27 protein-coding genes and 2 pseudogenes are annotated in these 22879 nt (G+C 58.3%); 12 read left to right on the top strand and 17 right to left on the bottom strand.

Annotated elements, in window-relative coordinates; genetic code table 11:
• The first annotated feature begins 1 nt into the window (after position 1).
• Together PCAL_RS01715 and PCAL_RS01710 are read left to right on the top strand one after the other, a co-directional pair.
• Positions 2–268 (top strand): hypothetical protein, encoded by a 267-nt coding sequence (locus PCAL_RS01715; RefSeq protein ID WP_011849011.1) that lies wholly within the window; start codon positions 2–4, stop codon positions 266–268.
• Positions 265–567 carry a hypothetical protein gene (locus PCAL_RS01710; RefSeq protein WP_011849010.1) on the top strand — a complete coding sequence of 101 codons (303 nt, stop codon included), beginning with the start codon at positions 265–267 and terminating at the stop codon, positions 565–567. The genes PCAL_RS01715 and PCAL_RS01710 overlap by 4 nt, the downstream gene beginning before the upstream one ends.
• Here the strand turns inward: PCAL_RS01710 and PCAL_RS01705 are convergent.
• Both PCAL_RS01705 and PCAL_RS01700 read right to left on the bottom strand, forming a co-directional pair.
• The gene (locus tag PCAL_RS01705; RefSeq protein WP_011849009.1) at positions 560–1693 is read right to left on the bottom strand and encodes an Nre family DNA repair protein; all 1134 of its coding nucleotides are present in this window, start codon (positions 1691–1693) and stop codon (positions 560–562) included. The two genes, PCAL_RS01710 and PCAL_RS01705, sit on opposite strands and share 8 nt — an antisense overlap.
• On the bottom strand, positions 1690–2844 hold the full coding sequence (locus PCAL_RS01700; RefSeq protein WP_193322810.1) for a cystathionine gamma-synthase family protein: 1155 nt from the start codon (positions 2842–2844) through the stop codon (positions 1690–1692). Before PCAL_RS01700 ends, PCAL_RS01705 begins: the two co-directional genes overlap by 4 nt.
• Positions 2845–3002: 158 nt before the next feature.
• Here PCAL_RS01700 and PCAL_RS01695 point away from each other — a divergent pair, with 158 nt between their 5' ends.
• Positions 3003–3632 (top strand): TrkA C-terminal domain-containing protein, encoded by a 630-nt coding sequence (locus PCAL_RS01695; RefSeq protein WP_011849007.1) that lies wholly within the window; start codon positions 3003–3005, stop codon positions 3630–3632.
• On the opposite strand, the gene PCAL_RS01690 is transcribed toward PCAL_RS01695, so the two are convergent.
• From PCAL_RS01690 to PCAL_RS01680, 3 genes are all read right to left on the bottom strand, one after another.
• Positions 3622–4335 carry a mechanosensitive ion channel domain-containing protein gene (locus tag PCAL_RS01690; protein ID WP_011849006.1) on the bottom strand — a complete coding sequence of 238 codons (714 nt, stop codon included), beginning with the start codon at positions 4333–4335 and terminating at the stop codon, positions 3622–3624. The two genes, PCAL_RS01695 and PCAL_RS01690, sit on opposite strands and share 11 nt — an antisense overlap.
• A gap of 65 nt (positions 4336–4400) precedes the next feature.
• A complete protein-coding gene (ppsA, locus tag PCAL_RS01685) occupies positions 4401–6830 on the bottom strand; it encodes a phosphoenolpyruvate synthase (RefSeq protein WP_011849005.1) in 2430 nt (809 codons plus the stop codon).
• Between the two features lie 107 nt (positions 6831–6937).
• Positions 6938–7627, bottom strand: coding sequence for a hypothetical protein (locus tag PCAL_RS01680; RefSeq protein WP_011849004.1), 690 nt, complete (start codon positions 7625–7627; stop codon positions 6938–6940).
• A gap of 28 nt (positions 7628–7655) precedes the next feature.
• Here PCAL_RS01680 and PCAL_RS01675 point away from each other — a divergent pair, with 28 nt between their 5' ends.
• Positions 7656–8879, top strand: coding sequence for a TIGR04013 family B12-binding domain/radical SAM domain-containing protein (locus PCAL_RS01675; protein ID WP_193322809.1), 1224 nt, complete (start codon positions 7656–7658; stop codon positions 8877–8879).
• On the opposite strand, the gene PCAL_RS01670 is transcribed toward PCAL_RS01675, so the two are convergent.
• The 6 genes from PCAL_RS01670 to PCAL_RS01645 all read right to left on the bottom strand — a co-directional run bounded on the left by PCAL_RS01670 (position 8834) and on the right by PCAL_RS01645 (position 11554).
• Positions 8834–9124 carry a hypothetical protein gene (locus PCAL_RS01670; protein ID WP_011849002.1) on the bottom strand — a complete coding sequence of 97 codons (291 nt, stop codon included), beginning with the start codon at positions 9122–9124 and terminating at the stop codon, positions 8834–8836. The genes PCAL_RS01675 and PCAL_RS01670 overlap by 46 nt on opposite strands.
• 4 nt (positions 9125–9128) lie before the next feature.
• Positions 9129–9455 (bottom strand): hypothetical protein, encoded by a 327-nt coding sequence (locus PCAL_RS01665; RefSeq protein WP_011849001.1) that lies wholly within the window; start codon positions 9453–9455, stop codon positions 9129–9131.
• A 28-nt stretch (positions 9456–9483) separates the two neighbouring features.
• Positions 9484–10503 carry a KEOPS complex N(6)-L-threonylcarbamoyladenine synthase Kae1 gene (gene kae1, locus PCAL_RS01660; RefSeq protein WP_011849000.1) on the bottom strand — a complete coding sequence of 340 codons (1020 nt, stop codon included), beginning with the start codon at positions 10501–10503 and terminating at the stop codon, positions 9484–9486.
• On the bottom strand, positions 10476–10673 hold the full coding sequence (locus tag PCAL_RS01655; RefSeq protein WP_011848999.1) for a 30S ribosomal protein S27ae: 198 nt from the start codon (positions 10671–10673) through the stop codon (positions 10476–10478). The genes kae1 and PCAL_RS01655 overlap by 28 nt, the downstream gene beginning before the upstream one ends.
• A 2-nt stretch (positions 10674–10675) precedes the next feature.
• Positions 10676–11053 carry a 30S ribosomal protein S24e gene (locus PCAL_RS01650; RefSeq protein WP_193322806.1) on the bottom strand — a complete coding sequence of 126 codons (378 nt, stop codon included), beginning with the start codon at positions 11051–11053 and terminating at the stop codon, positions 10676–10678.
• A gap of 63 nt (positions 11054–11116) precedes the next feature.
• Entirely contained in the window at positions 11117–11554 is a 438-nt protein-coding gene (locus PCAL_RS01645; protein WP_011848997.1) for a phosphate-starvation-inducible PsiE family protein, read from the bottom strand.
• 32 nt (positions 11555–11586) lie between these two features.
• On the opposite strand from PCAL_RS01645, the gene PCAL_RS01640 reads away from it, so the two are divergent.
• Positions 11587–13038: a B12-binding domain-containing radical SAM protein gene (locus tag PCAL_RS01640; RefSeq protein ID WP_011848996.1), complete on the top strand. Its 1452-nt coding sequence runs from the start codon at positions 11587–11589 to the stop codon at positions 13036–13038.
• Positions 13039–13224: 186 nt separating this feature from the next.
• Positions 13225–13601, top strand: a pseudogene (locus PCAL_RS01635) (PaREP1 family protein).
• Here the strand turns inward: PCAL_RS01635 and PCAL_RS01630 are convergent.
• Positions 13598–14107 (bottom strand): CPBP family intramembrane glutamic endopeptidase, encoded by a 510-nt coding sequence (locus tag PCAL_RS01630; protein ID WP_011848995.1) that lies wholly within the window; start codon positions 14105–14107, stop codon positions 13598–13600. The pseudogene PCAL_RS01635 and the gene PCAL_RS01630 overlap by 4 nt on opposite strands.
• Before the next feature lie 13 nt (positions 14108–14120).
• Here PCAL_RS01630 and PCAL_RS01625 point away from each other — a divergent pair, with 13 nt between their 5' ends.
• From PCAL_RS01625 to PCAL_RS01610, 4 genes are read left to right on the top strand one after another with little or no spacing between them, the layout of a single operon-like run.
• Positions 14121–14765: a CorA family divalent cation transporter gene (locus tag PCAL_RS01625; RefSeq protein ID WP_011848994.1), complete on the top strand. Its 645-nt coding sequence runs from the start codon at positions 14121–14123 to the stop codon at positions 14763–14765.
• A 21-nt stretch (positions 14766–14786) separates the two neighbouring features.
• Positions 14787–15653 carry an ornithine cyclodeaminase family protein gene (locus PCAL_RS01620; RefSeq protein ID WP_011848993.1) on the top strand — a complete coding sequence of 289 codons (867 nt, stop codon included), beginning with the start codon at positions 14787–14789 and terminating at the stop codon, positions 15651–15653.
• Positions 15644–17014 carry a DEAD/DEAH box helicase gene (locus PCAL_RS01615; RefSeq protein ID WP_011848992.1) on the top strand — a complete coding sequence of 457 codons (1371 nt, stop codon included), beginning with the start codon at positions 15644–15646 and terminating at the stop codon, positions 17012–17014. The genes PCAL_RS01620 and PCAL_RS01615 overlap by 10 nt, the downstream gene beginning before the upstream one ends.
• A gap of 2 nt (positions 17015–17016) precedes the next feature.
• Complete coding sequence (locus PCAL_RS01610; protein ID WP_193322965.1) at positions 17017–18165, top strand: DUF790 family protein; 1149 nt, start codon at positions 17017–17019, stop codon at positions 18163–18165.
• Here the strand turns inward: PCAL_RS01610 and PCAL_RS01605 are convergent.
• A complete protein-coding gene (locus PCAL_RS01605) occupies positions 18162–19253 on the bottom strand; it encodes a radical SAM protein (protein ID WP_011848990.1) in 1092 nt (363 codons plus the stop codon). The two genes, PCAL_RS01610 and PCAL_RS01605, sit on opposite strands and share 4 nt — an antisense overlap.
• Positions 19254–19282: 29 nt before the next feature.
• Positions 19283–19609 carry a 4Fe-4S dicluster domain-containing protein gene (locus PCAL_RS01600; RefSeq protein WP_011848989.1) on the bottom strand — a complete coding sequence of 109 codons (327 nt, stop codon included), beginning with the start codon at positions 19607–19609 and terminating at the stop codon, positions 19283–19285.
• Between the two features lie 93 nt (positions 19610–19702).
• Here PCAL_RS01600 and PCAL_RS01595 point away from each other — a divergent pair, with 93 nt between their 5' ends.
• Positions 19703–20206, top strand: a complete 504-nt coding sequence (locus PCAL_RS01595; RefSeq protein ID WP_011848988.1) for a helix-turn-helix domain-containing protein — start codon at positions 19703–19705, stop codon at positions 20204–20206.
• On the opposite strand, the gene PCAL_RS01590 is transcribed toward PCAL_RS01595, so the two are convergent.
• Together PCAL_RS01590 and tsaA are read right to left on the bottom strand one after the other, a co-directional pair.
• Positions 20203–20367 (bottom strand): 30S ribosomal protein S30e, encoded by a 165-nt coding sequence (locus PCAL_RS01590; RefSeq protein WP_011848987.1) that lies wholly within the window; start codon positions 20365–20367, stop codon positions 20203–20205. The two genes, PCAL_RS01595 and PCAL_RS01590, sit on opposite strands and share 4 nt — an antisense overlap.
• Positions 20368–20402: 35 nt before the next feature.
• Positions 20403–20818 (bottom strand): annotated as a pseudogene (tsaA, locus tag PCAL_RS01585) (tRNA (N6-threonylcarbamoyladenosine(37)-N6)-methyltransferase TrmO).
• Positions 20819–20857: 39 nt separating this feature from the next.
• Here tsaA and PCAL_RS01580 point away from each other — a divergent pair.
• Positions 20858–22123 carry an anion transporter gene (locus tag PCAL_RS01580; protein ID WP_011848986.1) on the top strand — a complete coding sequence of 422 codons (1266 nt, stop codon included), beginning with the start codon at positions 20858–20860 and terminating at the stop codon, positions 22121–22123.
• On the opposite strand, the gene PCAL_RS01575 is transcribed toward PCAL_RS01580, so the two are convergent.
• On the bottom strand, positions 22120–22764 hold the full coding sequence (locus PCAL_RS01575) for a DUF4013 domain-containing protein (RefSeq protein ID WP_011848985.1): 645 nt from the start codon (positions 22762–22764) through the stop codon (positions 22120–22122). The two genes, PCAL_RS01580 and PCAL_RS01575, sit on opposite strands and share 4 nt — an antisense overlap.
• Positions 22765–22879 lie beyond the last annotated feature (115 nt).

Genomic DNA, 22879 nt, shown 5'->3' with positions numbered 1-22879 from the left:
TATGAGAGCCGACACGATCTTCATTCTAGTCGTATTTGCCCTAGCGGTTGCCACTCTGTCGTGGATAAAACCCGTGAAGTTCTACAAGACGGACCTCTCAGCCATTTTCCTCTACTGGCCCGAGGCCTACGCCTACGCCGAGCGGGGAGATCCTACCGCCGTGTACAGAGTTACTAGCCTTGTGACATGTGCCACAAGCGGCACAATAGCGGCGCCCCCCGGCATCGCCTTCAGTGTGTTAGGCATGAGCTGTAGACTAAAGCCATGATTGATGTATATCTGGGCTTAATTGCCACACTCCTCTTAGCCGTGGCTACCCTCGCTGTACTGTTCACCGTGTTTGATAATTTTTCGACGCCGTCTGTTTGTACCGCAGTCAAAATAGCGCTGGAAAACCCCGGAAGCGAAGTTATCGCATACGGAAAAGTCAAGGTGTGGGACCTCGACGACCGCCTCTACTTTTCGTGCGGCGTAGCCGTGGAGAAGCGGAGAATAATGACAGTGGAAAAGACTGAGGGCTTGCTCACAATAGGCACTACGGCAGAGGGCCTGCTGTACATTAAATGAAGTCTGTAAGCGGCTTGGATGTGCCGAGTAGCTTCAGAGGGTCTGCGCCGACCCTCTCCACGTATGCCTTATACTCTTCGTCTAGCGGCCTCAGCTGAATTCTCCGCACAGTCTCCCTAATCTGCCAGTTTCCCACAGAGACGTAGTACCCCTCGCCGATCCACCTCACAATGCCCACGGACCCCCTCCTCCTCATGGCGTATAGCTTCTCCAAAACCGCCACTCTCGCCGCCTCAAAGCCGCCGTCCATTGTAGACCTCACGCCCCTCGGGTCCTCTTTCACTAACACCTCCGCCGCTCTGTCGCCTTGTTGCCACCTCTCGAGGTATACAAAGCGGAGGGGGCCCGGCACAACTACCACGAGGTACCTATTGTCCAAATATTCGCCGTAGCCGTACAGAGGGCTCGGCACCTCGCCGAAGTGTCTCACGGCTTCGGCGAGCCAGTTGCCCACAGCCACGTCCACCGCAGTTATCCCCCAGCGAGATGGGACTAGGCGTCTCCTGTGCCTAGCCCCCAGTAGGCCGAGGGAAAAGGCCCTCTGAATTATGTACAAGTCAACGCCGCGTGAGTAGAGCTCGACCACCGCCTCGTGGGCAGACACGTCGTCGTTTATCAACGACTCGAGCGGGCGCGGCGGCGACGGATTTTCCACAACCCTCGCGCTCTCCAGCGGGGCTCTGGGGCCCAGCGGCTTCTCCCTAAGGTCAAACTTAAGCGACGGCACAGGCGGCTTCTCCAGCCTCATCTCCACGTCCACAGGCCTCGAAGAGACATAGACAAACGCCAGCTCGCCCAACTCCCAAGGCGTCCTCGCAGTCTTAACCCCAAAGGCCATGTAGCTCCGTAGTGCAGAGATCTCCTCAAGCGAGAGCCCCCACAAGAGGCGGGGGTCGTCGTAGCGCCTTGCCTCTTCTCCAAAGACCTCGGGAGGCTCCCCAAGGTAGACGCGCACGCTGGGCCACCCAAACTCGCCAACGATGACAGAGGGCGGCGTAGAGCCAAAGACCTCGCGCCCAGAAATGCGCCTCAGCGCCAGGTGGAAAGCCCTTGCCCTCGGCTCAATTGGACACTTCGGCAAGCCGCAGAGGAGCTTCCTCCCCCTGCACTTGACGCAGATGTTCACGTGGATCTAAGCGCCTGGTCTAAGTCCTCTATCAAGTCCTCTGGGTCCTCCAGACCCACGGAGAGCCTCACCAAGTCCTCTGTGATGCCCAGCCTCCTCTTGTCCTCGTCAGGTATCGGCGAGGCGGCGCTTGCTATTGGATATGTGGCTATGCTCTCCACGCCCCCCAGGCTGGGGCCTGGAGTTATGAGCCTGAGCGACTTAAAGAACTTCAACACGGCGTCTCTCCCCCCCTTCACGCGGAAGGACACCACTGCGCCGAACTTGTCGCCGAAGAGCCTCCTAGCCACGTGGTAGTAGGGGCTCGTGGGCAGGCCTGGGTAAAGCACCTCAGACACCTTGCTATGGTCTGCCAAGTACTCTGCAATTGCCATGGCGGAGCGGCACTGTCGCTCAAATCTGACTACTAGAGTCTTCACGCCCCTAAAGGCGAGGTAGGCCTCCCACGGCTGCATAATGCCGCCCAGCATGGCCCTCCAAAGCCAAAGCTCCTCCACCTGCTCCCTGGACTTGGCCACAACTACGCCGCCAACTACGTCGTTATGGCCAGCCAAATACTTTGTGACAGAGTGGACAACTAAGTCGGCGCCGTGTTCAAGCGGAGTGATGAGTAGAGGGGTTGCAAAAGTGTTGTCCACCACTACCTCGGCGCCCAAGTCTTTGGCGGCCTTGACCACTTCTGGCAAGTCTAATACCCTGAGAGTTGGATTTGAAATAGTCTCAAAAAACACTAGCCTAGGCCTGGCGGCCTTTATCCCCTCAATAAACGGCTCAGTGTCAGGAAAGCCCCTCACCACCTTAACCCCAAATTTGCCTAGGGAGTCTAAAAGCCTTAGAGTTGCCCCATACGCCTCCATTGGCACATATACCACATCTCCGCCGGCCAGGCGGGCCATGAACACGGCGGAGATGGCGGCCATCCCGCTGTTAAAGGCCAAGGCGTCTACGCCGCTCTCAAGCTTTGCCACTACTTCTTCAAAGGGCCTGAGAGTTGGGTTATCCTCCCTGCTGTACTTTAAATCAAGCCCCCGGTCAGAGCGCTGTGCCTCCCCCTCCATTCGAAAAAGCGCGGCGAGATATATGGGGGGCTGAATGGCGCCGTAGGGGTCAAGATGCTTATACCCCCTCACCACGATAGAGCCCCGCCGCATTAAGACAAGTTCCACTAACATATATAAATCTTTAGTCCTCTCTATTAATAATATAAAAAACATAACAAATAAATACATTATAAACTAAAGTATATTAAATGACTTAATACATATTACAATGGGCTATAACTTATTAAGTCTGTAAATATACCTGTGGCGTGGCGAGAGAGGCGCTTGTGCTAGACAGCAACGACGACTTGGCCCTCCAGCTAGTCCGAGTCTTAGCCGAAAACGGATATGTGGTAAGAGTTTTAGTCCCTCGTGAACGTACAAAGATTTTTGAAAAATTTCCAGTATATATACATACACTATCTGAGAACTATGAAAAAGTTGTAAAAGATATAGATTTTTCAAAAATAGAAGTTGCAGTTTTCCCATCTCCAAACGACATGTTAAACCTATACTTTGCCCGATTCGCCAAGTCACAAGGAGTACCAATTGTAGTTATCACAACTAGAAGTAGCCAAGCGGCTAAGCAGGCGGAGGAGTTGGGAATAGAGGCGGTGGTTGTATACCACTGCGTCTTGTCAAGAATGCTCAGAATACTAAATCTAAGATTTGCGAGAATTGTCCCAATACGGGGCGAGGTCGCCATGCTTGAAATGGTTGTCACCGCCGACTCGAAACTCCTTGGCCGAAAAATAGGAGAAGTGGAAGAAGAGACAGGCGCCAAGGTGTCAATAGTAAGGGGAGACGACTTCGTCACTTCGCCAGAGGAGGAGATACAAGAGGGAGACTACTTGGTTGCAATTGGCCCACAAGGCGACTTACAGCGCCTCACAGAGTAGCGCCGCCCATCATAGAGGCATAGACCTTGTCTAACACGGCGTACTTAAGCTCATCCTCCTGCCGCGGATCTCTCAACACCCCACGCACCACCAGAGTCACGCCCCTAGCCCCAATCTTCTCCACATCAACGCTCAGCCTCTCGACGCCGAACTCCCTGGCCACCTCCTCAATTAAAGACCTTATCCTTTTCACATCCTGCCCCGAGGGCACAAACAGCCTTATCCTCACCTCGTGACCCTCCGGCGACTTGATACGCCTAAAGGGGTTCTGCAGTAGAACGGTATAGGGGATATAGACGTACTCTCTCCGGGGGTCCCGCACCACGAGGTACGCATCTTCGAGCGCCGTGATATAGCCACGCAAGTCGCCCAGCTCTATGTAATCCCCCACGTGCAAGTCGAGGAGCCTAGCCACGAAGAGGCCCGTGAGGTACTGCTCCAATATTCGCCTAGTGCCCAGTATAAACGACCCTAAAGAAAACACCAATATTACTAACAAGAGGTAGAACAAGTGGTGTATCTGGGCAACAGGAGACACAATTGCAAAGATAAGCGAAAGAGAGAACAACGCAGCCAACAACCTCAGAAGCAGAAGCTGTTCACTGTCCAACACCCTTGAAAAAATCCTCTTCACAAAGTAGTCGAGGAGAAGAAAGACAACTACCCCAACTGCTATGCCTATCAATATAAAGCCCAAGTCCATGTAGGAAAAAGCGAGAACAAATTTAAGCCTTAACCGGCGCTGGCCGGTTTGAGAGACAAGCGGACCTAGTATTTGACGCCGCCGAAGACCTTCTTCACTATTTCTGCAAATTCCTCGTCGCTGTCCCTCTTGTACAAGGCACTGTAGATGGCGTCTAGGCGCTCCCTGAGCACTTTAAGTTCCACAGAGGCCACAAGCACTCTCGTCTGAAGCACCGCGTCTGGGTTCACCGAGATACTGTCAATGCCAGCCCTCACTAGGAACTCCACCAGTTGCGGATACACCGAGGGGCCTTGCCCGCAGATGGACACAGTCCTCCCCACCCTGTGGGCCCTCCTAATGAGCTCGTATATGGCCTTAAGCACGGGGGCCTCCCTCTCGTCGAAGTACCTCGGGTTAATCCTCACCAAGAAGTCGTTATCCCTATCCACGCCTAGCACTAGCTGAGTCAAGTCGTTGGATCCCACCGAGAATCCGTCGAAGTACTCGGCAAACTCTTCCACCATAAAGGCGATTGAGGGCACCTCGGCCATGGCCCACACCTTGAAGTCTCTATCTCTGTAGAGGCCCTCCTCCTCCAAGAGGCGGCTAAACCGCTCCGCCTCCCACACAGTTCTCACAAACGGCGCCATGACCCACACGTTGTTAAGCCCCATCTCATCCCTCACCTTCTTTATAGCCCTGAGCTCCAGCCTAAACGCCTTCTCATACTGCGGCGACACGTAGCGAGAGACACCCCTCCAGCCCAACATGGGGTTCCTCTCCTCAGGCTCAAACTTCTCGCCCCCCTCGAGGCCCCTGTACTCGTTCGACTTAAAGTCGCTGAACCTCACCACCACGGGGCGCGGGTATATGGCCGAGGCCACCTTGGCTATGCCCTCAGCCATCTTGTCCACGAACTTCTGCTCTTGCCCAATTGAGAGAAGGTAGAGCGGGTGCTGGCCCACCCAGCTCGAGATCACAAACTCTATGCGCATGAGGCCAATGCCGTCAAACGGCAAGTCCTTATACTCGTCAATCTTCTCAGGCTCGCCGAGGTTCATATACACCTTAGTCCCCGTGGGCACGGCGCGGTATATGTGCAGTATTATCTCCCTGGGAGGCGCCACAGCCGCCGCAGGCGCCTTCGCCTCCTCAGCCTTAGCCGCCACCGCGCCTGCCAAAACTACGCCCCTGCTCCCATCCACGGTGTAGACCTCTCCATCCTTAAGCACGGACGTCGCGTTGCCAGTTCCAACCACGGCGGGTATGCCCAACTCTCTGCTGACAATCGCGGCGTGCGACGTCCTCCCACCCTCGTCGGTCACAATAGCGGCGGCAAGCTTCATGTAGGGAACCCAGTCTGGGTCCGTCATCTTAGTCACGAGGATGTCCCCCTTCTTCAGCTTCTTCTTGGCGTCTTCCAAGGTGAGACAAACCTTGGCAGTTCCCACAGCCACGCCAGGGCTGGCGGGTATGCCCTTCACTACGACGGTCCCTGCCGGCACCACGGAGGCCTTAGGCCGCTCGGCCTTCCTAGACCATACAGTCTCGGGCCTCGCCTGGAGAATGAACAAATTCCTCGGGAACGGCAAGTCGGCGTCTACGGCGAATTCTATGTCGAGGGCGTGACCGTAGTGTTGCTCCAACTTCACAGCCATTTTGGCCAACTCCACCGCCTCCTCGTCGCTGAGGGCAGGGGCATTTGCCTTCTCAGGCGGGAGCTCCACCTCCTTGGTCAGCCCAGCCTCATCTCTCACCACAGCCACCTTCTTGGGGGATATCCTCTTTTCTACGATCTTAAACGTGGCCTTATCTACCACGTACTCGTCGGGAGTAACGAGCCCCCTCGCCACACTCTCTCCGAGGCCCCAGCTGGCCTCAATCACTACCTTGGACGTGTCGCCGTTCGTTGGATCAAGGGTGAAAATGACCCCCGCGGAGCGTGCGTTGACCAGTTTCTGTACCACCACTGCCATTAGGCTCTTCTCGTGAGGTATACCCATTTTGTCGCGGTAGTAGAGGGCCCTGGCAGTGTAGAGAGAGCTCCACACCTTTTTCACATAGTACACCACCTTCTCCGCCCCCCTCACGTTGAGGTAGGTGTCCTGTTGCCCCGCAAAAGAGGCCTCGGGTATGTCCTCAGCAGTGGCTGAGCTCCTCACGGCCACCGCCACGTCTTTAATTCCCACCTCCTCGCCGAGCCTCATATACGCCTCTACAATTGCCCTCTCTAGCTCAGGCGGGAGGGGGGCCTCCTCAACCATCCTCCTAATTTCGGCGCTAGCCTTCTCATACTCCTCAGGCTCACCGGACCTGATGTAGGCGTTGAGAACCTCCCTTATCCTCTCGGCGAGTCCTACCGACTGCTGAAAATACCTAAAGGCCTCAGACGTGACGATGAAGCCAGGGGGCACTGTCGCCAGCTTAGCCACCTCGCCGAGGTTAGCCCCCTTGCCGCCCACCAAAAGGGCGTCGTTTTTTCCCACCTCGGTTATCCACTTGATAAACGGCATTGAACTGAGTATACGCCAGTTATATAAGTTTGACTCATATATAGCACTATATACTGCAATTATAGAAGGAGAAATCTATAATGATAAATAATGTAATATACCGCCGTCTAGACGACTTTAAATCTGTGAATTGCCAACTTTAAATATTTCTTCGCGACGGCGCGAAAAACCGGTCTAGACCTAGGCGGCCGCGTTGAGGTGATGACTTTCACAAGCCTCCTCCCACAGTAGACGCACCGCCTTATCGTCTCCCCATACATGAGGTAGTCCACGCCACACGCCGTACAGCGCCCCACCTCTGGCACATGTCCAACCTCCTCCAGCCCAACCTCCACCCACCCCCCAGTCAACACCACGCCGTCAACAAATGGAGCGAGCTCCACAGCCTTGTCAAATGGTGCGGCAACCAAGACCTCGAACCCCCTGCGGACCTCCTCGCCCAGCCGCCTCGCCTTGTTCAAAAGCTCGGCGACGTCGCCGGCCTCCACGACCACGGCCTGCGTCCCCCCGGCCGCGTCTTTAGAGGCCCCAAGCTCCTCCACCACTCCGTCTGCCCCACCCGCAAAAGCCGCGTCAACGCCATCTGCGCCAAGGGCCTCGCTCACGTACACCCTGGCACCCAGCCGTTTGACGGCTCTGACAGTTGTGGCAATGGATATAAGCCTGGCCACATCCCCCGCGCATTCCCCAATGGGTTCTCCAAGGAGGATGGGCACCCCGTCCACGGGGGATTTTTCACAAAGCCAAGACCCGGCGAATACTGCCACAAGAGGCCCCTTGACATATGCCAACTTCATGCTTTTAAAAACCCGACGGGGATAAAATGTGTTACTCCTCGCCAGGGTGTTCCCCGGCCCGAACAACGGCATGGCATATGCAGTGGCCCCCATAGAGGACAAGTACAAGGTAGTCCCCACCACGGACCCCCTCAGAGACGCCCATGAGTTACAGCGCCGCGGCGAGCGCGTGTTAGTCCTCTACAGCCTATCCACGCCCCTATTCGTCGAAATTTGGCAAGAGGTGCGCGAAGTGGCGTCTAAATACCCAGTGGTGGCTGGCGGCCCCCACGCCGCGGGGGATCCAATCACCCTCCTCAAACTCGGCGTAAAATACGTAGTAATAGGCGACGGAGAGGTGGCCCTCCCCGCAATAGTGGAAAGAGAGGCGGAGGGCTTGGAGGAGGTGCCTCCCAACACCCTCATGCTCGTCGACGGGAGAGTTAGGGCAGGCCGCCGAATTTACGCGGAGCTAATCCACAAGACCTATAGCACGTCCCTCGGGGCGTACCCGCCCATAGAGATAATGAGGTCCTGCGCCTACAGGTGCACCTTTTGTCAAACGTGGTTCCACGGCTCAGTCCGCTACCGCCCAGTGGAAAACGTGGCGCAAATGGTGAAACATTATGTGGCCGCGGGACGTGAAGAAATTCGGTTCATAGCGCCTGTAGGATTTCTCTACGGATCCACGGACGGGAAAACTCCAAACGTAGATGCGTTAGTCGGCCTGCTACGCGCTGTGAGAGAGGCGGGGGGCAGGCCCTACTTAGGCACCTTTCCCTCGGAGACGAGGCCGGAGACTGTGACCAGAGACGTCTTGGGGGCCATAAAGCCGTTTGTTGCAAATAGGCGGCTGTCCTTCGGCCTCCAGTCGGGCTCAGAGCGGCTCCTGGCGTCGACAAAGAGAGACCACGACGTAGCGGTAGTTGAGGAGGCGACGGCCACCGCGGTGAAGATGGGCTTTAAGCCTGTGGTGGACGTAATAGCCGGTCTCCCCGGCGAGGAGGAAGAGGACGTGGTTGCCACAGTGAAAGCCATGGAGAGGCTGGTCTCAATGGGGGCGCACATCCGCCTACACTACTTCATGCCGCTCCCGGGCACCCCCCTCTGGGGCCGAGAGCCCAAGCCCCCGCACCCACTCTACTGGGACTTCTTAAAACGCCACAGGAAGAGGGTAGAGGGATACTTCGAGGAGCAGATAAGGCTCAGTAGGGCCATCTTAGAGACCTACCGCCTCCTCACCCTTACCACTCCAAGCTCCTCAGCCACTTGAAGATACCACAGAGCCACAGCCCTTGCCACGACCAAAACTGCCCCCTCGCCTCTATGCCCCACCACCTCCCCGGCCACCTCGGGGTGGATATTTGGAGCTATGACCTCCACAAGCCTTTCCACCACCTCTTCGGCGGTGGCGCCGGCCGCCTCCTCAATAAGCCTAAAAACAGCCGCCGTGGGAAACGCCCTATCTACCCACTCGCCGAGGCCCCTCTCCTCCAGGGCCTTGAAGTACTTAAACACTAGGTCAGTATTGTTGATACTGGTAATACTGTTCATAGTACTGCCGCCGAGTCTCCTCTTCCCTCTGCCGCCTAAGCTCCCCCAGCCCCACCTCCAGTAGCTTTGCCCCTATGAGGCCTATGGTGAGCAGAATTACGCCCCGCGCCACGGCGGTGCCAACGGCGTATGGGTCTGGGACGCCGCTTATCCTCGCAGTGATCGTCTGCCCCAGCAGGGGAGCCGTAATATTCAGAGACACCTTGGGCGCCCCTGCGAAGTAGAGCAACAAGGCGTTGACGACGGCGAAGGTCACCAATGCCGCTCCGGCGGCCACTAGGCTTAGGGCAACCATCTTCATAGCCTCTGGTTTCTCTGCCTATTTATCTATTGCACAGATCGTAGAACCAGGGAACGTCCACTGTGTCGAGGCGCCACCTCTGGCGGACAAAGCTCTCCCCTGGCTCCACGGCGATGCCCCTCCTATATGCGTAATAGCCGGTGAGGGCGATCATGGCCCCGTTGTCGCCGGCGTATTCGTCTGGGACAAACTTCACCTCGGCCCCATGCTCTCTCCCAACCTCGTACAAGATCTCCCGCAGCCTCCTGCTCCTAGCCACGCCGCCCGCCACCACGAGCTCCCTCTTCTTGGTAAAGGCGAGGGCCCGCTCTGTGACCTCCGCCAACATGTAGTACGCCGTCTCCACAAGCGACCTGCAGACCACCGGCAGGGGGATCCCCCTCTTGACCAACTGTAGGGCGTATGTGGTGAGGCCGGCGTAGGAGAGGTCTTGCCCAACTATGGGCATGGGAAACGCCACCAGCTCCTCAGCCGCCTCGGCGCATTTCTCAACCGCGGGGACGCCGGGGAAGCCGAGCCCCACCTCTCTCGCAAACATATCAATGGCGTTGCCAATGGCCACGTCTAGAGTCTCGCCGAACACTCTATACCGCCCGTCGGAGAAGCCCGCCACGACGGTGTGCCCCCCAGATATGAGGAGGACAAGCGGGTCGCAGGACCCAGTGGCGTATCTGGCAATTTCCACGTGCGCAACTCCGTGGTGTACGGGGACTAGGGGAACCCCCAGCTTTATGGCCAAAGCCCTGGCAAACACCGCCCCCACTCTCAAGGCCGGCCCCAGGCCAGGCCCCGCGGAATATGCAACGGCCTCTACATCCCCCAGCGAGACGTTGAATTCCTCTATGAGCTTGCGGAAGAGCTGTGGAGCGGCCTTGGCGTGGTGCTCGGCGGCCTCCCTGGGGTGTATCCCCCTACCCGCCGGAGGCACATACGTCTTCCCCACCTGTCCCAAAACTCTGCCCCCAGATACAAGGCCGAGGCTAAAGGTGTGCGCAGTGGACTCTACCCCAATTATCACCTCTGGAACTGAGTAAAACCACACTTACCGCAGTGCCAACGCGGCACGGGCTCGCGGTGGAAGGCCATGACAGAGCCACACTTGGGGCAGAGCTTGTTCTTAAACCTAAACACCCCCTTCTCCATGTCAATCTCGTACCAAGTCGCCGCGCGGGGCAGCTTCTTACCCTCTTTGGCAGGCGCCTTCTTAGACATGGCTACTTCCCGCCGCCCTTCTTCTTCCTCCTGCGCTTCTCCCTACGCTCGTTCCTCCTCTTTCTTGCCTCCTCAAGAAGCTTCTTGCCCTCCTCTCCCAAGTTCCTGGCCAAGATATAGAGCGGCTCTATCACCCGGGCCAGCGCCCCGTCTGTATATACGTGGACCTCCGCCTTGGACTTCCCTATCCCGTACTCCGTCTTGATCTTTCTCACAAAAATCTTGTCCACCTCAACCCCCAGCTGTTTTGCAAGCCACTCTCTCACGCTTTGCCTCGTGGGCGTAGAAGACTTTCGATGCAGTATCTCCACTAGCACCTCCTTTCTCCCCAACAGCTTGTTCTCCCTTAGAGACAGTATATTAAACTGTGCCTCAGACACCGGCGACACAACTGGGCATGTTAATAAATTTTACAGCCAGACCCGTAGAGCTGAGGGCCGGCCCTACCGCCTCCTTCTCCCAAGCGTGATCCCCCTCCTCTGGAGGTAGTCCACGAAGCCGATGACGGCCGTGGCCAATATTAGGGCAACGCCTTTGTCAATTTTGAACTCCGCGTTTACAGGCGCTAAGTATATGAAGAGCTCTCTCGCCAAGGCCACCAAGGCCACGTCGATTATTCTGTAGACTATTAGCCGCTTCTTTTCCAAGTATGTGACAAAGGTGTCAATTAACTCGACGAATATAACCACTAGGAAGACGTCGGAGAGCGCGTTGTATATCGCCTGAGACAGCGCCGCCGGACTTGAGGCCGCCGTTGTTGCAAGCTCGTAAAGCCTGTACCCGGCCAGGTATACTGACAAGCCGAGTAGAACAGCGGTGAGGCCTAGCACAATTAGGTAGGCGATGTACTCCCCCCTGCGGAGGGTCCTTATCACGTCCATGCGCTTAAAAAGGGTCAACGGTTTAAATATGTGTGAGACGGGTCCGCTACAGGAAGAGCGGGGTCAAGGTGGCCCTGGCGTACCCCTCCACATACTCCGTTGCCATGTCCAGCGCGGTGTACCACGTGCTCTACTTCAAGCTCCAAGACGAGGGGTTCTACGTGGAGAGGTTCACGGCGGACAGGGGGCCAAGGGGCGTGGAGGAGGGGACCCCGCTCTCCCACTTCGACTACGTGGTTGCCACCGTCCACTACGAGCTCGACTACATAAATTTGACAAAGTTGCTGATCGAGGCCGGCGTAGAGCCCTGGGCCAGGGCGAGGGAGAGGCCGAAGGTCGTCGTAGGCGGGCCCCCCGTCACGGCTAACCCAGAGCCCCTGGCCGACCTAGCCGACTTAATCGTGCTCGGGGAGCTAGAGGCCGTGTGGGATAAGGTCGTCCAGTACTTGGCCACAGGGGACAGAGTGGAGGGCGCCGGCATGTACTACCCAGCCGACGGGCCGTACGAAGTCGCCGTGGCCTACGCCAAAGACGTGGAGGAGGCAGACTACAGAAGGCTGCCGGAGCCCGAGGCCGCGTTTAGCCTCTCGGTGGAGTTGGCCAGGGGTTGCCCCTTCTCCTGCCTATTCTGCATGGAGAGCTACATCGCCAAGCCCTATAGGCCGAGGGGGTGGGAGAAGGCGCTGGAAGAGGCCGAGCTTTTGTACAAGAGGTACGGGGTGAGGCCCTCCCTCGTTGCCCTCACAGCCAACGCCCACCCAGGCTTCAAGGAGCTCCTCTCCGAGGCGGCGAGGAGGTGGGTCCCCCTTTCTCTGCCGTCGCTCCGCGCCGAGCTTCTCGACGACGAGGCGCTGGAGCTTGTGGCAAAGCTGGGCCAGAAGACGTTGACCATAGCCCCCGAGACCAGCGAACGCCTCAGAAAGGCGCTGGGGAAAGAGGTGTCAGACGCCGACGTGTTAAAAGTGGCAAAGAGGGCGGGGGAGCTGGGGATGAAGCTGAAAATGTACCTAATGGTGGGGCTTCCCTGCGAGCGGGAGAAGGATCTGGAGGCGGTGAAAGCCCTCGTAAAAGAGGCGGCTAGGTACGCCAAGCTGTACTTAAGCGTAAACCCGTTTATTCCAAAGCCGCAGACCCCCCTCCAGTATCACCCAATGGAGGAGCCCCAGGCCCTTGAGGAGAAGATCGAGTCCATTAGAGAGGTGCACCGCGGCGAGTTCTCCAGCTACGACCCCCGCCTGGCGGCAATACAGGCGGCCATTGCGCTGGGGGGCCGCGACGTGTCGCGGCACATAGTTGAATCTGCGTCGTCTGACAAGCCCATGGCGTACTGGAGGCGGCTGTTGAAGGCGGGGGCTCTGAGCTACGTCTTTAGGCCCAGAGAGGAGCCGCTACCCTGGAGCCACGTCAAGGGCTTCTACGCCGCTGAGGAGCTGAGACAGCGCTACCGCCGGTACGTAGAGGCGGCCTGCGGCTCTGTGTCGTGATACGCAGTTACTTTCTCTGTATTAAATTTAAGTGCGTGTGTTGACTATTACGTGGAGAAGGCTGTGACAATCGAGCTACCGCCCGAGGTTGCAGAGTTGATTAAAACCGTGGCGGCTAGGTGCGGCAAGTCGGTGGAACAGCTAGTGGTAGACGCTGTGGTGAACTAGCTCGGCCCAGAGGCCAGGGTGGAAGCGTACCTCAAGTTGGCGGAGAAGTACCTCCTTGACGCCGAGGAGCTTTACGCGAAGGGCGACCTCGTGCAGGCTGGGGAGAAGTACTGGGGGGCAGTGACTGCGCTTCTCAGCGCAATTGCGGAGAGGAGGGGATGCCGCATTACACTCATAGAGACTTTTGGGACATCGTAGAGGCGCTAGTAGAGGAGAGTGGGAACCCAGAGTTTTCCACGCTGTTTAGACTGGCCGAGGGCCTCCACGCAAATTTCTACCACGGCTTTATGAGAAGGGAGTCCTTCGAGAAACATAGAGAGGGGGTGTTGAGGCTAATAAACATGCTTATGGAGGCGGCAAAAGGCCGGCGGGCGCCCGGGGCCAGCGGCGTCTAGGCGCATCCGTGGAGGCATTGCGCTAGGTAGAGCCAGAGGGCGTTGTTAAAGGCGTGTAGGGCGGAGGAGGCGAAGTACCCCCCGCCTCTGTACGCGAGGGAGAGGGCAGCTCCGTATAGGGCGGCTAACAGCGGGTTGTCCAGGTGGAGTACGCCGAAGATGACCACTGAGAAGACCCAGGAGAGGGGCGTCGGCAGTAGGGCGAAGGCGAGCGCTCTGAAGACGAGCTCCTCGGCGAGTGGCGCAAAGACCACGGCGGTGAGCCAGGGGGGGCGCTGCGTCGGTATGCCCACTGTGGCATAGTCGACGAGAAACGTAGTTGTGTACAGCAGGAGGGCCGCGGCTAGAGGGCTTGGAGAGAAGGTGGCCCACGTAATTTTCTTGTAATATGGCACTACGGCGGCAAATACGGCTAAGTAGCCGAGGGGGCTTGGGAGAGCCAGCATTACCGCGAGGAGGAGGGCCAGCGCCGCGGCGTCTCTGGCCTCAACCTCTTTAAGGCCCACGTCTCTAAACTACATGGTGTATATATTTGACGAGGGCGGTCTCATACACCTACAAATCCCCCTCGTGGCCCTTGAGGGGGGCGAGGTCAAGGAGGAGGTGGTCGAGCTCGTCGCCGAGAGAGACGGCAGAGTGGTAAGCGGCCCCTACTCAACAGTTCAAGAGGCCCTCTACGGCGCGCTACAGCGCCTCGCCGAGGCCATCTCCGCCGTGGAGTCGTCGTTGGACACCCTCGAGTTTAGGCTGGAGACAGAGGAGAGAGTGTCCCCCGGCGAGGTGTACACAGCGCTCTACAACTCGCACATGTTGTACTTCGCCGCGTCTCAGCTTCGGCAACTGGCCGTGGAGCTTAAGAGGAGGGGGCTAGTTGGGTATAGGCAGTACGCATACGCCCGGTCTCTAGCCCGCAGAGCCCTCCTCCTCCGCAGATTTGCCCGTGACGTCAGGTTGCTGTACAGCACAGTGGTGCAGATGTCGCTGGACGTCTCTGTGAAAAGGCTGACGTGGCTGGGCACAGTGGCTCTGCCGGCGCTCATAATCACGGGGTTCTATGGCATGAACCTCTCCTGGCTCCCTCTCGCGGACAATCCCCCCGCGGTGTTTGTAATTCTAGCCGCGGCGACCGCCGGCTTTGCATACATCTTAGGCAAACTTTTTTAAAGAGGGGCCGGGGCAGTTGACATGTTGCTCTTGCCCAACATCGACCCCCTGGTCGACCCAGGGGAGGCCGTGGAGGCAATTAGGCGCGGCTATCTGACGGAGGCAAAGTTTCTCCCCCGGCAGGCGCTGACTGTGGGAGACGTGTGGTTTGCCCCCATGGTGGCCCACATGGGGGGCAAAATAGCGGTGAAGCTTGTGGGCATATACCCCAGGGCGAGGCCCACTGTGAAGGCCGTGGTGATGGTAATAGACCCAGAGCGGGGCTCCCCGCTTGCCCTAATCAACGGCACTCAGCTCACCGGGTGGAGGACGGCCGCGGCGAGCGCCGTGGCGGCGAGGGCCATGGGCGCCGAGCCGGAGACCATCGGCATCATTGGGGCAGGCCTCCAGGCGGAGTACCACCTCCGGGTCTTCAAGGCGCTTTACCCCAGCGCAAGCTTCAAGGTGTACGACATAGAGCCCACTAGGGCGGCGCAACTGGCGGCAAAATACGGCGCTGTGTCTGTTACACACGCCGAGGCGCTCGGCAGCGACTTGGTAATTGCGGCAACTACGTCCAAGTCGCCGGTGGTCCTCGGGGCGACTCTAAAGGCTGGGGCCGTGGTTATAACCATAGGCGCGCCGCGCCCCGTCAGAGAGCTCGACGACGAAGTCAAGAGGAGGGCCGGCTGCATGCTTGTGGACAACCCCCATGCCGCCGAGGAGAGCGACGACGTGGCGCCCAAGTGGGTCTACATGGGCGACTTCCTCCGAGGCGCGCGTTGCGACTTCGGCGAAATTAAGGTGTACAAGTCTGTGGGGAATCCCCTCTTTGACGCGGCCATGGCCCTTTACGTCGTTGAAAAGGCGCAGAGGACAGGGCTCGGGGTAGAGGTGGCGTGGGATTGACGACGCCGAGAATCGTCCTTACCTGGGACAGGGGCACAGTCCTAGTGGAGGGCTCTCTCCCCCAAGAACTGCGCAAGCTCTCCTTTCTCAAATTCGACGAGAGGGTAGGGAAGTACCGGGCCCTCGCAATCTACTACCCGCGGATTTTGGCGGCGGCTAGGGCCTTGGGGGTTGAGGTGGAGGACCGGGTGTGGTCTCTCCACTGCGCCGAGGTGAGAGCCGCGGCTGAGGCTAAGCTGAGAAGCTACCAGGCCGAGGCGCTGGCGGCTTGGTCAAAGGCTAAGAGGGGCGTGGTGGTCATGCCCACGGGGGCTGGGAAGACTTACGTGGCAATTGCCGCCATAGCGCAGATGAGGGTACCCGCCCTAGTGGTGGTGCCCACTGTCGAGCTCCTCCAGCAGTGGAGGAGTAGGCTCTCCCAGTACTTTCCAGGGAGAGTGGGGGTTTGGTACGGCGAGGAGAAGCGGGAGAGCTGTGTCACAGTCATCACCTACGACTCCGCCTACGCCGCGGTGGAGGTGCTGGGCAATAGGTACATGTTTCTCGTCTTCGACGAAGTCCACCACTTGCCCTCCCCCTCCTACCGGCAGATAGCGGAGCTTAGCCCTGCCCCGTATAGGCTGGGTCTCACGGCCACTCCCGAGAGGGCGGATGAGCTACACGTGGACTTGGACTGGCTCGTGGGGCCTGTGGTGTACAAAATGTCGGCGAGGGACATCAGGGGTGTGTGGGTAGCAGACTACGAGGTGGAGGTGGTCAAGGTGGAGTTGACCGAGGAGGAGAAGATGGTGTACAAAGAGGCGGAGCAGAGGTACCTATCGTATCTGAGGAAGAAGGGGCTGAGGTTCAAGTCGCCCTCTGACTTCCAGAAGTTGGTGGCGCTGGCTGGGAGAAGCCCCGAGGCCAGGAGGGCGCTTGAGGCTTGGCACATCATGAGGAGGCTTATCCACGAGACCTCTGCCAAGGTGGAGGCGGTGGGGGAAATACTCGCGAGGCACCCCGCCTCAAAGGTCCTCATCTTCACTGAATACACCTCGCTTGCCAGAGCCGTCTCCGAGCGCTACCTCATACCCCTGGTCACACACGACATAAGTCCCCAGGAGCGGGAGCAGGTAATGGCCATGTTCCGCAGGGGGGAGGTCAAGGCGATTGTGACTGGGAAAGTCTTAGACGAGGGGGTGGACGTGCCAGACGTGGACGTGGTGGTGATTTTGGGCGGGACGTCCAGCGTTAGGCAGTTCATACAGCGGATGGGCCGCGCGCTTAGGCTCAAGCCGCATAGGGCCAAGATCTACGAGGTGGTGACGGCGAAGACGAGGGAGGTGGACATGGCCAGGAGGAGGAAGAGGGGCGTGTCATGACGTTGATGTCCATAGACTACCTCCGCGTCGTGCGGAAGGGCGGAGAGATTAGGCCGAGGTATCTCTCCGACGCGTCGGCGGCGGCTGAAGTCATTGAGGCGGCGAGAGGTGCCAAGACGCTGGGCGAGTTCAAGAGGAGGGTGGAGGCGCTTGGCTTTGACAAAAAGCTGGCGGGCGGCCTCGCCCACGTCCTCAGCCACTTCCTCAAGGCTGAGTCAGTGGACAGGCGCCTGGTCTCCAGGATCAGGCTTGAGGTCTTTAAAGCCGCGGCGGCATCCTGGCCCGTCTTAACAGCTGAGGCGAGGGAGGCTGTCTTCAACACGGTGGCGTCCAAGCTCAGGCTAGACCCCGGGGAGGTGAGGTGCCTCTTCTTAAAGGCCTACGAGGACAACTTAGAGATCGTCGAGCCCCCCTCCATTACGGCGGAGGAGCTGGCGCGGGAGTACAACCTCGCGCTTATGCAGACGCTCTTGTTCAAGTCGTTATACGTAAAGGCGTGGGTCCCCAACGCCCCCGCGGTGGTGAAGAGGCTGATAAGGGCGGTGAAGGGGTACCGCCTAATGTACATAGCCGAGGAGGGGGACGGGGGGTGGCTCGTGTTCCACTTCGACGGCCCAGTCTCCGCGCTTAGGCAGACCGAGCGGTACGGCACTAGGCTCGCCAAGCTCGTGCCCTACATAGTCTCCGCCGGACAGTGGAAAATAGAGGCACAGATAAAGCTGAGGGACAGAGTGTACACATACCGCGAGGACTGGCGCACGGCCCCCGACCTGCCGCGCCAGCCTCCGCCGGAGGAGGAGTTCGACAGCTCTATAGAGGCGGAGTTCTACAGGCAAGTGTCTAGGGTCTGCCGCGTGGAGCGAGAGCCCGAGGTCCTCGTAGTGGACAAGAGAGTGTACATACCGGACTTCAAGATAGGCGATTTGTACGTCGAGGTGGTGGGCTTCTGGACGCCGGACTACCTCAGGCGGAAGTATGAAAAGCTGGCTAAGGTGAAGAAGCCCCTCCTAGTCCTTGTGAGCGAGGAGCTCGCCATGGCCACGTGGAAGGAACTGCTCCCAAACGTGGTGTTGTTCAAGGACAGGCCTAGGCTCAGCGACGTGTACAAACACATAAAGCCCTACTGCACGCCGCCGGGGAGACAGCCCTAGTAGTAGTCGCCGAGTAGCCACGCGTTGCCGACGTCCACCTCTACGAGGCCGTTTTCCTGTGCGATTTTTACGGCTGTCTCCGCATGGCGAATGGAGGTCGGGGGCAGATCGTCGAGGAGGTAGTCGGGGTGGAATGCCAAAAATCTAGTGGGCACCTCTGGCTCTAGGCGTGCTATAAACTTGGTGAGGAGGTCTACCTCTATCTCGTCGACGTAGCCGGGCACTAGGAGGATCGAGGCCACGACCAGGGGGACCTCCGGCCGCTCTCTAAAACGGCGCACCGCCACTTTGAAGTTTCTAAGCACTATGTCCACCTCGCCGTCGGTCAGCGCCTTGTAGACGCTCGGCGTAAAGGCCTTGAGGTCAAATTTCACAATTCCCCCAGTCTTAAGCGAGATCTCCACCACCTTGTCCAAGAGGTGCGGCGCCAGTTGGCCGCTCGTCTCCCAACACACTCTGACCCCCTTCTCCGCCGCCCTCTTTGCCACAAGTAGGGCGTGTACCACCTGCGGCGCGGGGTCGCCGCCGAAGAAGCAGACGCAAGACACGCGGCGGTCCATGGCCCTATCCAGCTCCTCCACCGAGGCAAACACGGGGCGCCTCGGGTACTTCCTATAGTGCCAGTTCTGGCAGTACAGACAGTCGAGGCTACAGGCGCCGTAGAAGACGGCCAAGTTGTAGTAGCCAACTTCGCCCGCGGGCGACTTGGCGTATTTGGGGTACCCCCTCCCCGTTGACGCTGGGCACACCCAGTCGGCGACGCAGTTGGTGGGTATTGGGTCGTAGTAGTACTCAAGAACCCCCATGTACACGCCGCCTGGCCTAGTCAAGCGCCCACCCACGTTTTTAACAAGGCCGCAGTATCCCACGCCGCCCTCGGGCACCGAGCACCCCCTGCCACATATGCCGCAGGGGACGCCGCCCTGGGGAGGAGAGAGGGGGAGGCCAAACCTCAGGCGGCTAGCCCTATGGAGCTCTTCGGCGATCTTCAACGCCTCCCTCGGCCTCCTCCTAAGGCAGTCTACACAGACCCCCAGCCTGCTAGAAATTGTGATACCAACTCTTCCACAGAGTTTGCAAAAACCCACGGAAAAAGTGGGGGGCTTGGGTAAAAAAGTTATACTGGGTCTGCTGTGACGCCGTATTTCGCCTTCCACTCCTGAAAAGCCTTCTGCTCCTCTGGCGACAGCGCCTTGCCCAGCCTGTACCACCCCTTCTTAGCCTTAAACTCGGCAGGTGCCTCGCTTATCTTGTATATACATTTGACGGGACATACAGCGACGCAGGAGAAGTCGTCTTTACACATCTCCCAGATCATTCTAGCCTTACCGTTTTCGTCCAGCTCAAGCGCTTGGTAGGGGCATGCGGCGACACAGGCGCCGCAACTGATGCAAGTGTCTTGGTCTATTAATACCCTTTGGTATTTCAACAGTTCCGCGGCCATGGCATCCCCAATTTACAGCTCAATATAAGTATTCGTGTAAAATCTTGCACCTATTCACTGTGCAACATTTTTAACGCATATGGACTTAACGGTGTGGCGTTACGGCTCACAATCTCTTTCAAGTATGGAGACGGGTCTGTATGCGGCGAAGTAGTTGGGGTAAACATGGGCCACGTGCTTCTCGCAGATCAGTCTTTGACGAGGGTGAAGTGCGAGCCTTGCGAAGTAGTGGCTGAGTACGGCGCCGCGGTGGTTGGGGGCAGAATATGCGGAGGCAGAGCCGAGCTCATCCTCATCGCAAACGCCTACCAAATCTCCCGGATTTTAAGGGAGTTGCACTACCGGGGGCTACAGCCGAGGGTCATCGGCAGGGCTAAGTACATCAGAGACCCACAGCTCACGGAGGACCAGCTCAAGCTCGTGGAATTGGCCTACCGCCTCGGCTACTTCGACGATGGGAGAAAGATCTCTCTCAAGGAGCTCGCCGCCGTCGCCGGCATATCGCCCTCGGCGGCGGATAGGAAGCTTAGGCGGGCGCTGAGGAAAATTGTGGAATTCTACTTGAGCAGGTTTGGCAGAGGCGACCTCGGCGGCTAGGCCTCAGCCGCGGCGGCCTGCTGAGAAGCGTAAAGCACCCTCCTCTTGTAGTTCCTAATGTTGCGCCTCCTCGGCGTGAGGTTCTTCCTCGGCTTAGCCGGTATCTTCGGCGTCTGATTCCTCACTTTTCCAGCCTTGGTAAGTGAACCGTGAGACGGCATGTGTATACAAAATCCACGGGTTTATAACCTTACCGCTAGTCTGCCCACCACGGCGCCTTAACGTCGGCGGGGCATCTGGCGGGAGTAAAAGGCTTTATGTCTAACACCGGCGTGCCGTCGAAGAGGTCTACCCCCTCTACGTAGAGCAGTCTGCCCTCCCGTCTGACAAGGCGCACGATCGTCACACCAATTGGGTTCGGCCTATCGGGGCTGTCTGTGGCAAACACCCCCACCTCGGGCGCGCCGGGGACTCTCTTCGGCCTCACCACCAGAGGGCGGCCCCTAGACTTGTGGAGGTACGTGACTAGGATCAAGTGGCTGAACTCCTCCACGCCCGGAGCCCCTCCTCAAACTCGGGCAAAACCTCCACCACCGCTTCGACCACGCGCCTGGCCTTAACCTCGTCGTCTCCGTATCTGTGTCTCACAAACCCCACCGGCCTAAACTCCACGGCGGCAAGCAATAAAAAGGTTAAATCTCTCCCGCGCCAATGGGCGACGCCTTAGTGGCCCTGTTGCTCCTCGCCATTGTGGTAGGAGGCATGGCGGCCAGGCCCCTCTACCCCCATCTGCCCACCTGGAGCATAATGTCGCTAGCCGCCTTTGTGGCAATAGTCCTCGGCCCGGTCTCCATCGACGACGTGCCCCACGTGGTAAACTTCGAAGTCCTCTTCTTCCTCGTGGGGATGTTCTCCATAGTGGCCCTCGCCGAGAAGAGCGGCTTGCTGGAGGCGCTGGCCTACGCCTTCATCTCGCCGTTTAAGACCAGGCGGTCCATATACGTCGCGTCGTCCCTCCTCTTTGGCCTAACAGCCGCCTTCGCGGTAAACGACACGGTGGCGCTCATGGGGCCGCCGATAGCCGCCGCCATAGCAAGGGCCTCGGGGATAAGGCCCAGGGACATGTTTCTCCTACTCGCCTTCTCTCTAACCGTGGGCTCCGTCATGACCCCCATTGGAAACCCTCAGAATATGTTGATAGCAGTTGAGTCGGGCATGAAGGCGCCCTTCCTGGCCTTCCTAGGCGCCCTCGCCATCCCCACTCTTATAAACCTAGTCGCCGTCCCCCTCCTCCTCTTTAAGGTCTTGGGCATTGAGGACGGCCCCGTGCGCTACGTGGCAACGCCCTGGGACTACATAAGAGACAAGAGAGACGCCGCGCTGGCCGCCGTGGGGCTGGCGTCCGCAGTAGCAGCAATGGTGGCCAACGACCTCGCCGCACTCTCAGGCGCGCCGCACATACACAACATAGGCCTTATACCCTTCGTCGTCGCCGCCGCGCTGTACTTCCTCGCCAGAGAGCCCAGGGAGGTCTTGGCCAGAGTAGACTGGGGGACCATACTCTTCTTTGCCACAATGTTCATAGCGATGGACGCCATATGGCGCGGCGGCGTGCTCCAGCCGCTGGTCTCCGCACTGCTCCCAGCCTACCACGGCACGCCCACAGACCTCTTATCCATAACCATCCTCTCCATCGCCCTAAGCCAAGTTCTGAGCAATGTCCCATTCACAAGCCTCTTTGCCACCTACCTCCACCACCTCGGCGTAGAGGACCCAAAGGCGTGGCTAACCCTAGCCATGGCCGCCACAGTGGCCGGCAACCTAACCCTCCTGGGGGCCGCCTCCAACATAATCATACTGGAGGTCCTAGAGACGAGGTACGGCGCCACGATAACCTTCGCCCAGTTCTCAAAATACGGCGCTGTGGTCACTGCGTTGAACTTGGCCATCTACCTCCCCTTCCTGCTCTTCCTCTAGCTACCCTCCGCCTGCTGAGGAGGCTTAAGCGCCTCGTCGAGAAGCAGCGCCAGAGACTTATTCGCAAAAAGACCAAAGAAGACGCCGGCAATGGCGCCTCCGACCCACGGAATCACCCACCCCAGCGCCGCCGCCACAAGGCCCAAAGCGGACATTACCAAGTACCACACGAGGTAGCGCCCCACGCCAATCCGCTGTATTATGCCCCACACCTCTTGGAAGGCGAAGATCTTGGTAAAGTCCATATCGCGCTTAATCGTGTAGCCTATGGCCACTGTGCCAATCACCATGGCCCCCAAGAGGAGCAAAACGCCGACGACGAACAACGCCAGGCCGAGCGGGGACAACGTCCTTGAAAAAAGCCAAGTGCCCAGCCCCAGTATTATGAAAATCAACGGAACCGCGGCGTAGATCAGCCAGGCGATGAACACCAGCAGACCGTTGAGGAGGAGTCCCGCATAGTTCTCAAGCCTCGGCAGCTCGTCCGGGTTCTCTCTAACAATCCTAGCCATGTACCCCACCACGATAAAGTTGGCAATTGGGATTATGCTCAGAGCTATGAGGAGGAGCAACCTGCCCCAATTGCTGAAAATTTTCCCAGTAAAAGCGGCAGAAGTCGACAAGTTCGTCTCTAAGTCCATAATTTCAATTTTTACAATGATTAAAAGTTTTGCGCGTATGAAAACTACGCCTTATGTGCCGTAATGAGACAAGGTGTCATCACAAAGGCTCTCATACGGCTCTGATTAACGAGTG

It is taken from the genome of Pyrobaculum calidifontis JCM 11548, from assembly GCF_000015805.1.
In the GTDB taxonomy this organism is placed as follows: domain Archaea; phylum Thermoproteota; class Thermoprotei; order Thermoproteales; family Thermoproteaceae; genus Pyrobaculum; species Pyrobaculum calidifontis.
Note: the sequence above shows the minus strand (reverse complement) of the source record. Positions and strands in the feature narration are given on the sequence as shown.

Bases quoted from the DNA above. Each gene is read 5' to 3' on its own strand.
- PCAL_RS01625 (WP_011848994.1), top strand. From the start codon at position 14,121: ATGGTGTATATATTTGACGAGGGCGGTCTCATACACCTACAAATCCCC.
- PCAL_RS01580 (WP_011848986.1), top strand. From the start codon at position 20,858: ATGGGCGACGCCTTAGTGGCCCTGTTGCTCCTCGCCATTGTGGTAGGA.
- PCAL_RS01710 (WP_011849010.1), top strand. From the start codon at position 265: ATGATTGATGTATATCTGGGCTTAATTGCCACACTCCTCTTAGCCGTG.
- PCAL_RS01680 (WP_011849004.1), bottom strand. From the start codon at position 7,627: ATGAAGTTGGCATATGTCAAGGGGCCTCTTGTGGCAGTATTCGCCGGG.
- PCAL_RS01600 (WP_011848989.1), bottom strand. From the start codon at position 19,609: ATGGCCGCGGAACTGTTGAAATACCAAAGGGTATTAATAGACCAAGAC.
- PCAL_RS01700 (WP_193322810.1), bottom strand. From the start codon at position 2,844: ATGCGGCGGGGCTCTATCGTGGTGAGGGGGTATAAGCATCTTGACCCC.
- ppsA (WP_011849005.1), bottom strand. From the start codon at position 6,830: ATGCCGTTTATCAAGTGGATAACCGAGGTGGGAAAAAACGACGCCCTT.
- PCAL_RS01655 (WP_011848999.1), bottom strand. From the start codon at position 10,673: ATGTCTAAGAAGGCGCCTGCCAAAGAGGGTAAGAAGCTGCCCCGCGCG.
- PCAL_RS01645 (WP_011848997.1), bottom strand. From the start codon at position 11,554: ATGGACGTGATAAGGACCCTCCGCAGGGGGGAGTACATCGCCTACCTA.
- PCAL_RS01575 (WP_011848985.1), bottom strand. From the start codon at position 22,764: ATGGACTTAGAGACGAACTTGTCGACTTCTGCCGCTTTTACTGGGAAA.
- PCAL_RS01690 (WP_011849006.1), bottom strand. From the start codon at position 4,335: ATGGACTTGGGCTTTATATTGATAGGCATAGCAGTTGGGGTAGTTGTC.
- PCAL_RS01590 (WP_011848987.1), bottom strand. From the start codon at position 20,367: ATGCCGTCTCACGGTTCACTTACCAAGGCTGGAAAAGTGAGGAATCAG.
- PCAL_RS01665 (WP_011849001.1), bottom strand. From the start codon at position 9,455: ATGGTTGCCCTAAGCCTAGTGGCCGCCGGAGCGGCATTGGTGACCTTC.
- PCAL_RS01715 (WP_011849011.1), top strand. From the start codon at position 2: ATGAGAGCCGACACGATCTTCATTCTAGTCGTATTTGCCCTAGCGGTT.
- PCAL_RS01620 (WP_011848993.1), top strand. From the start codon at position 14,787: ATGTTGCTCTTGCCCAACATCGACCCCCTGGTCGACCCAGGGGAGGCC.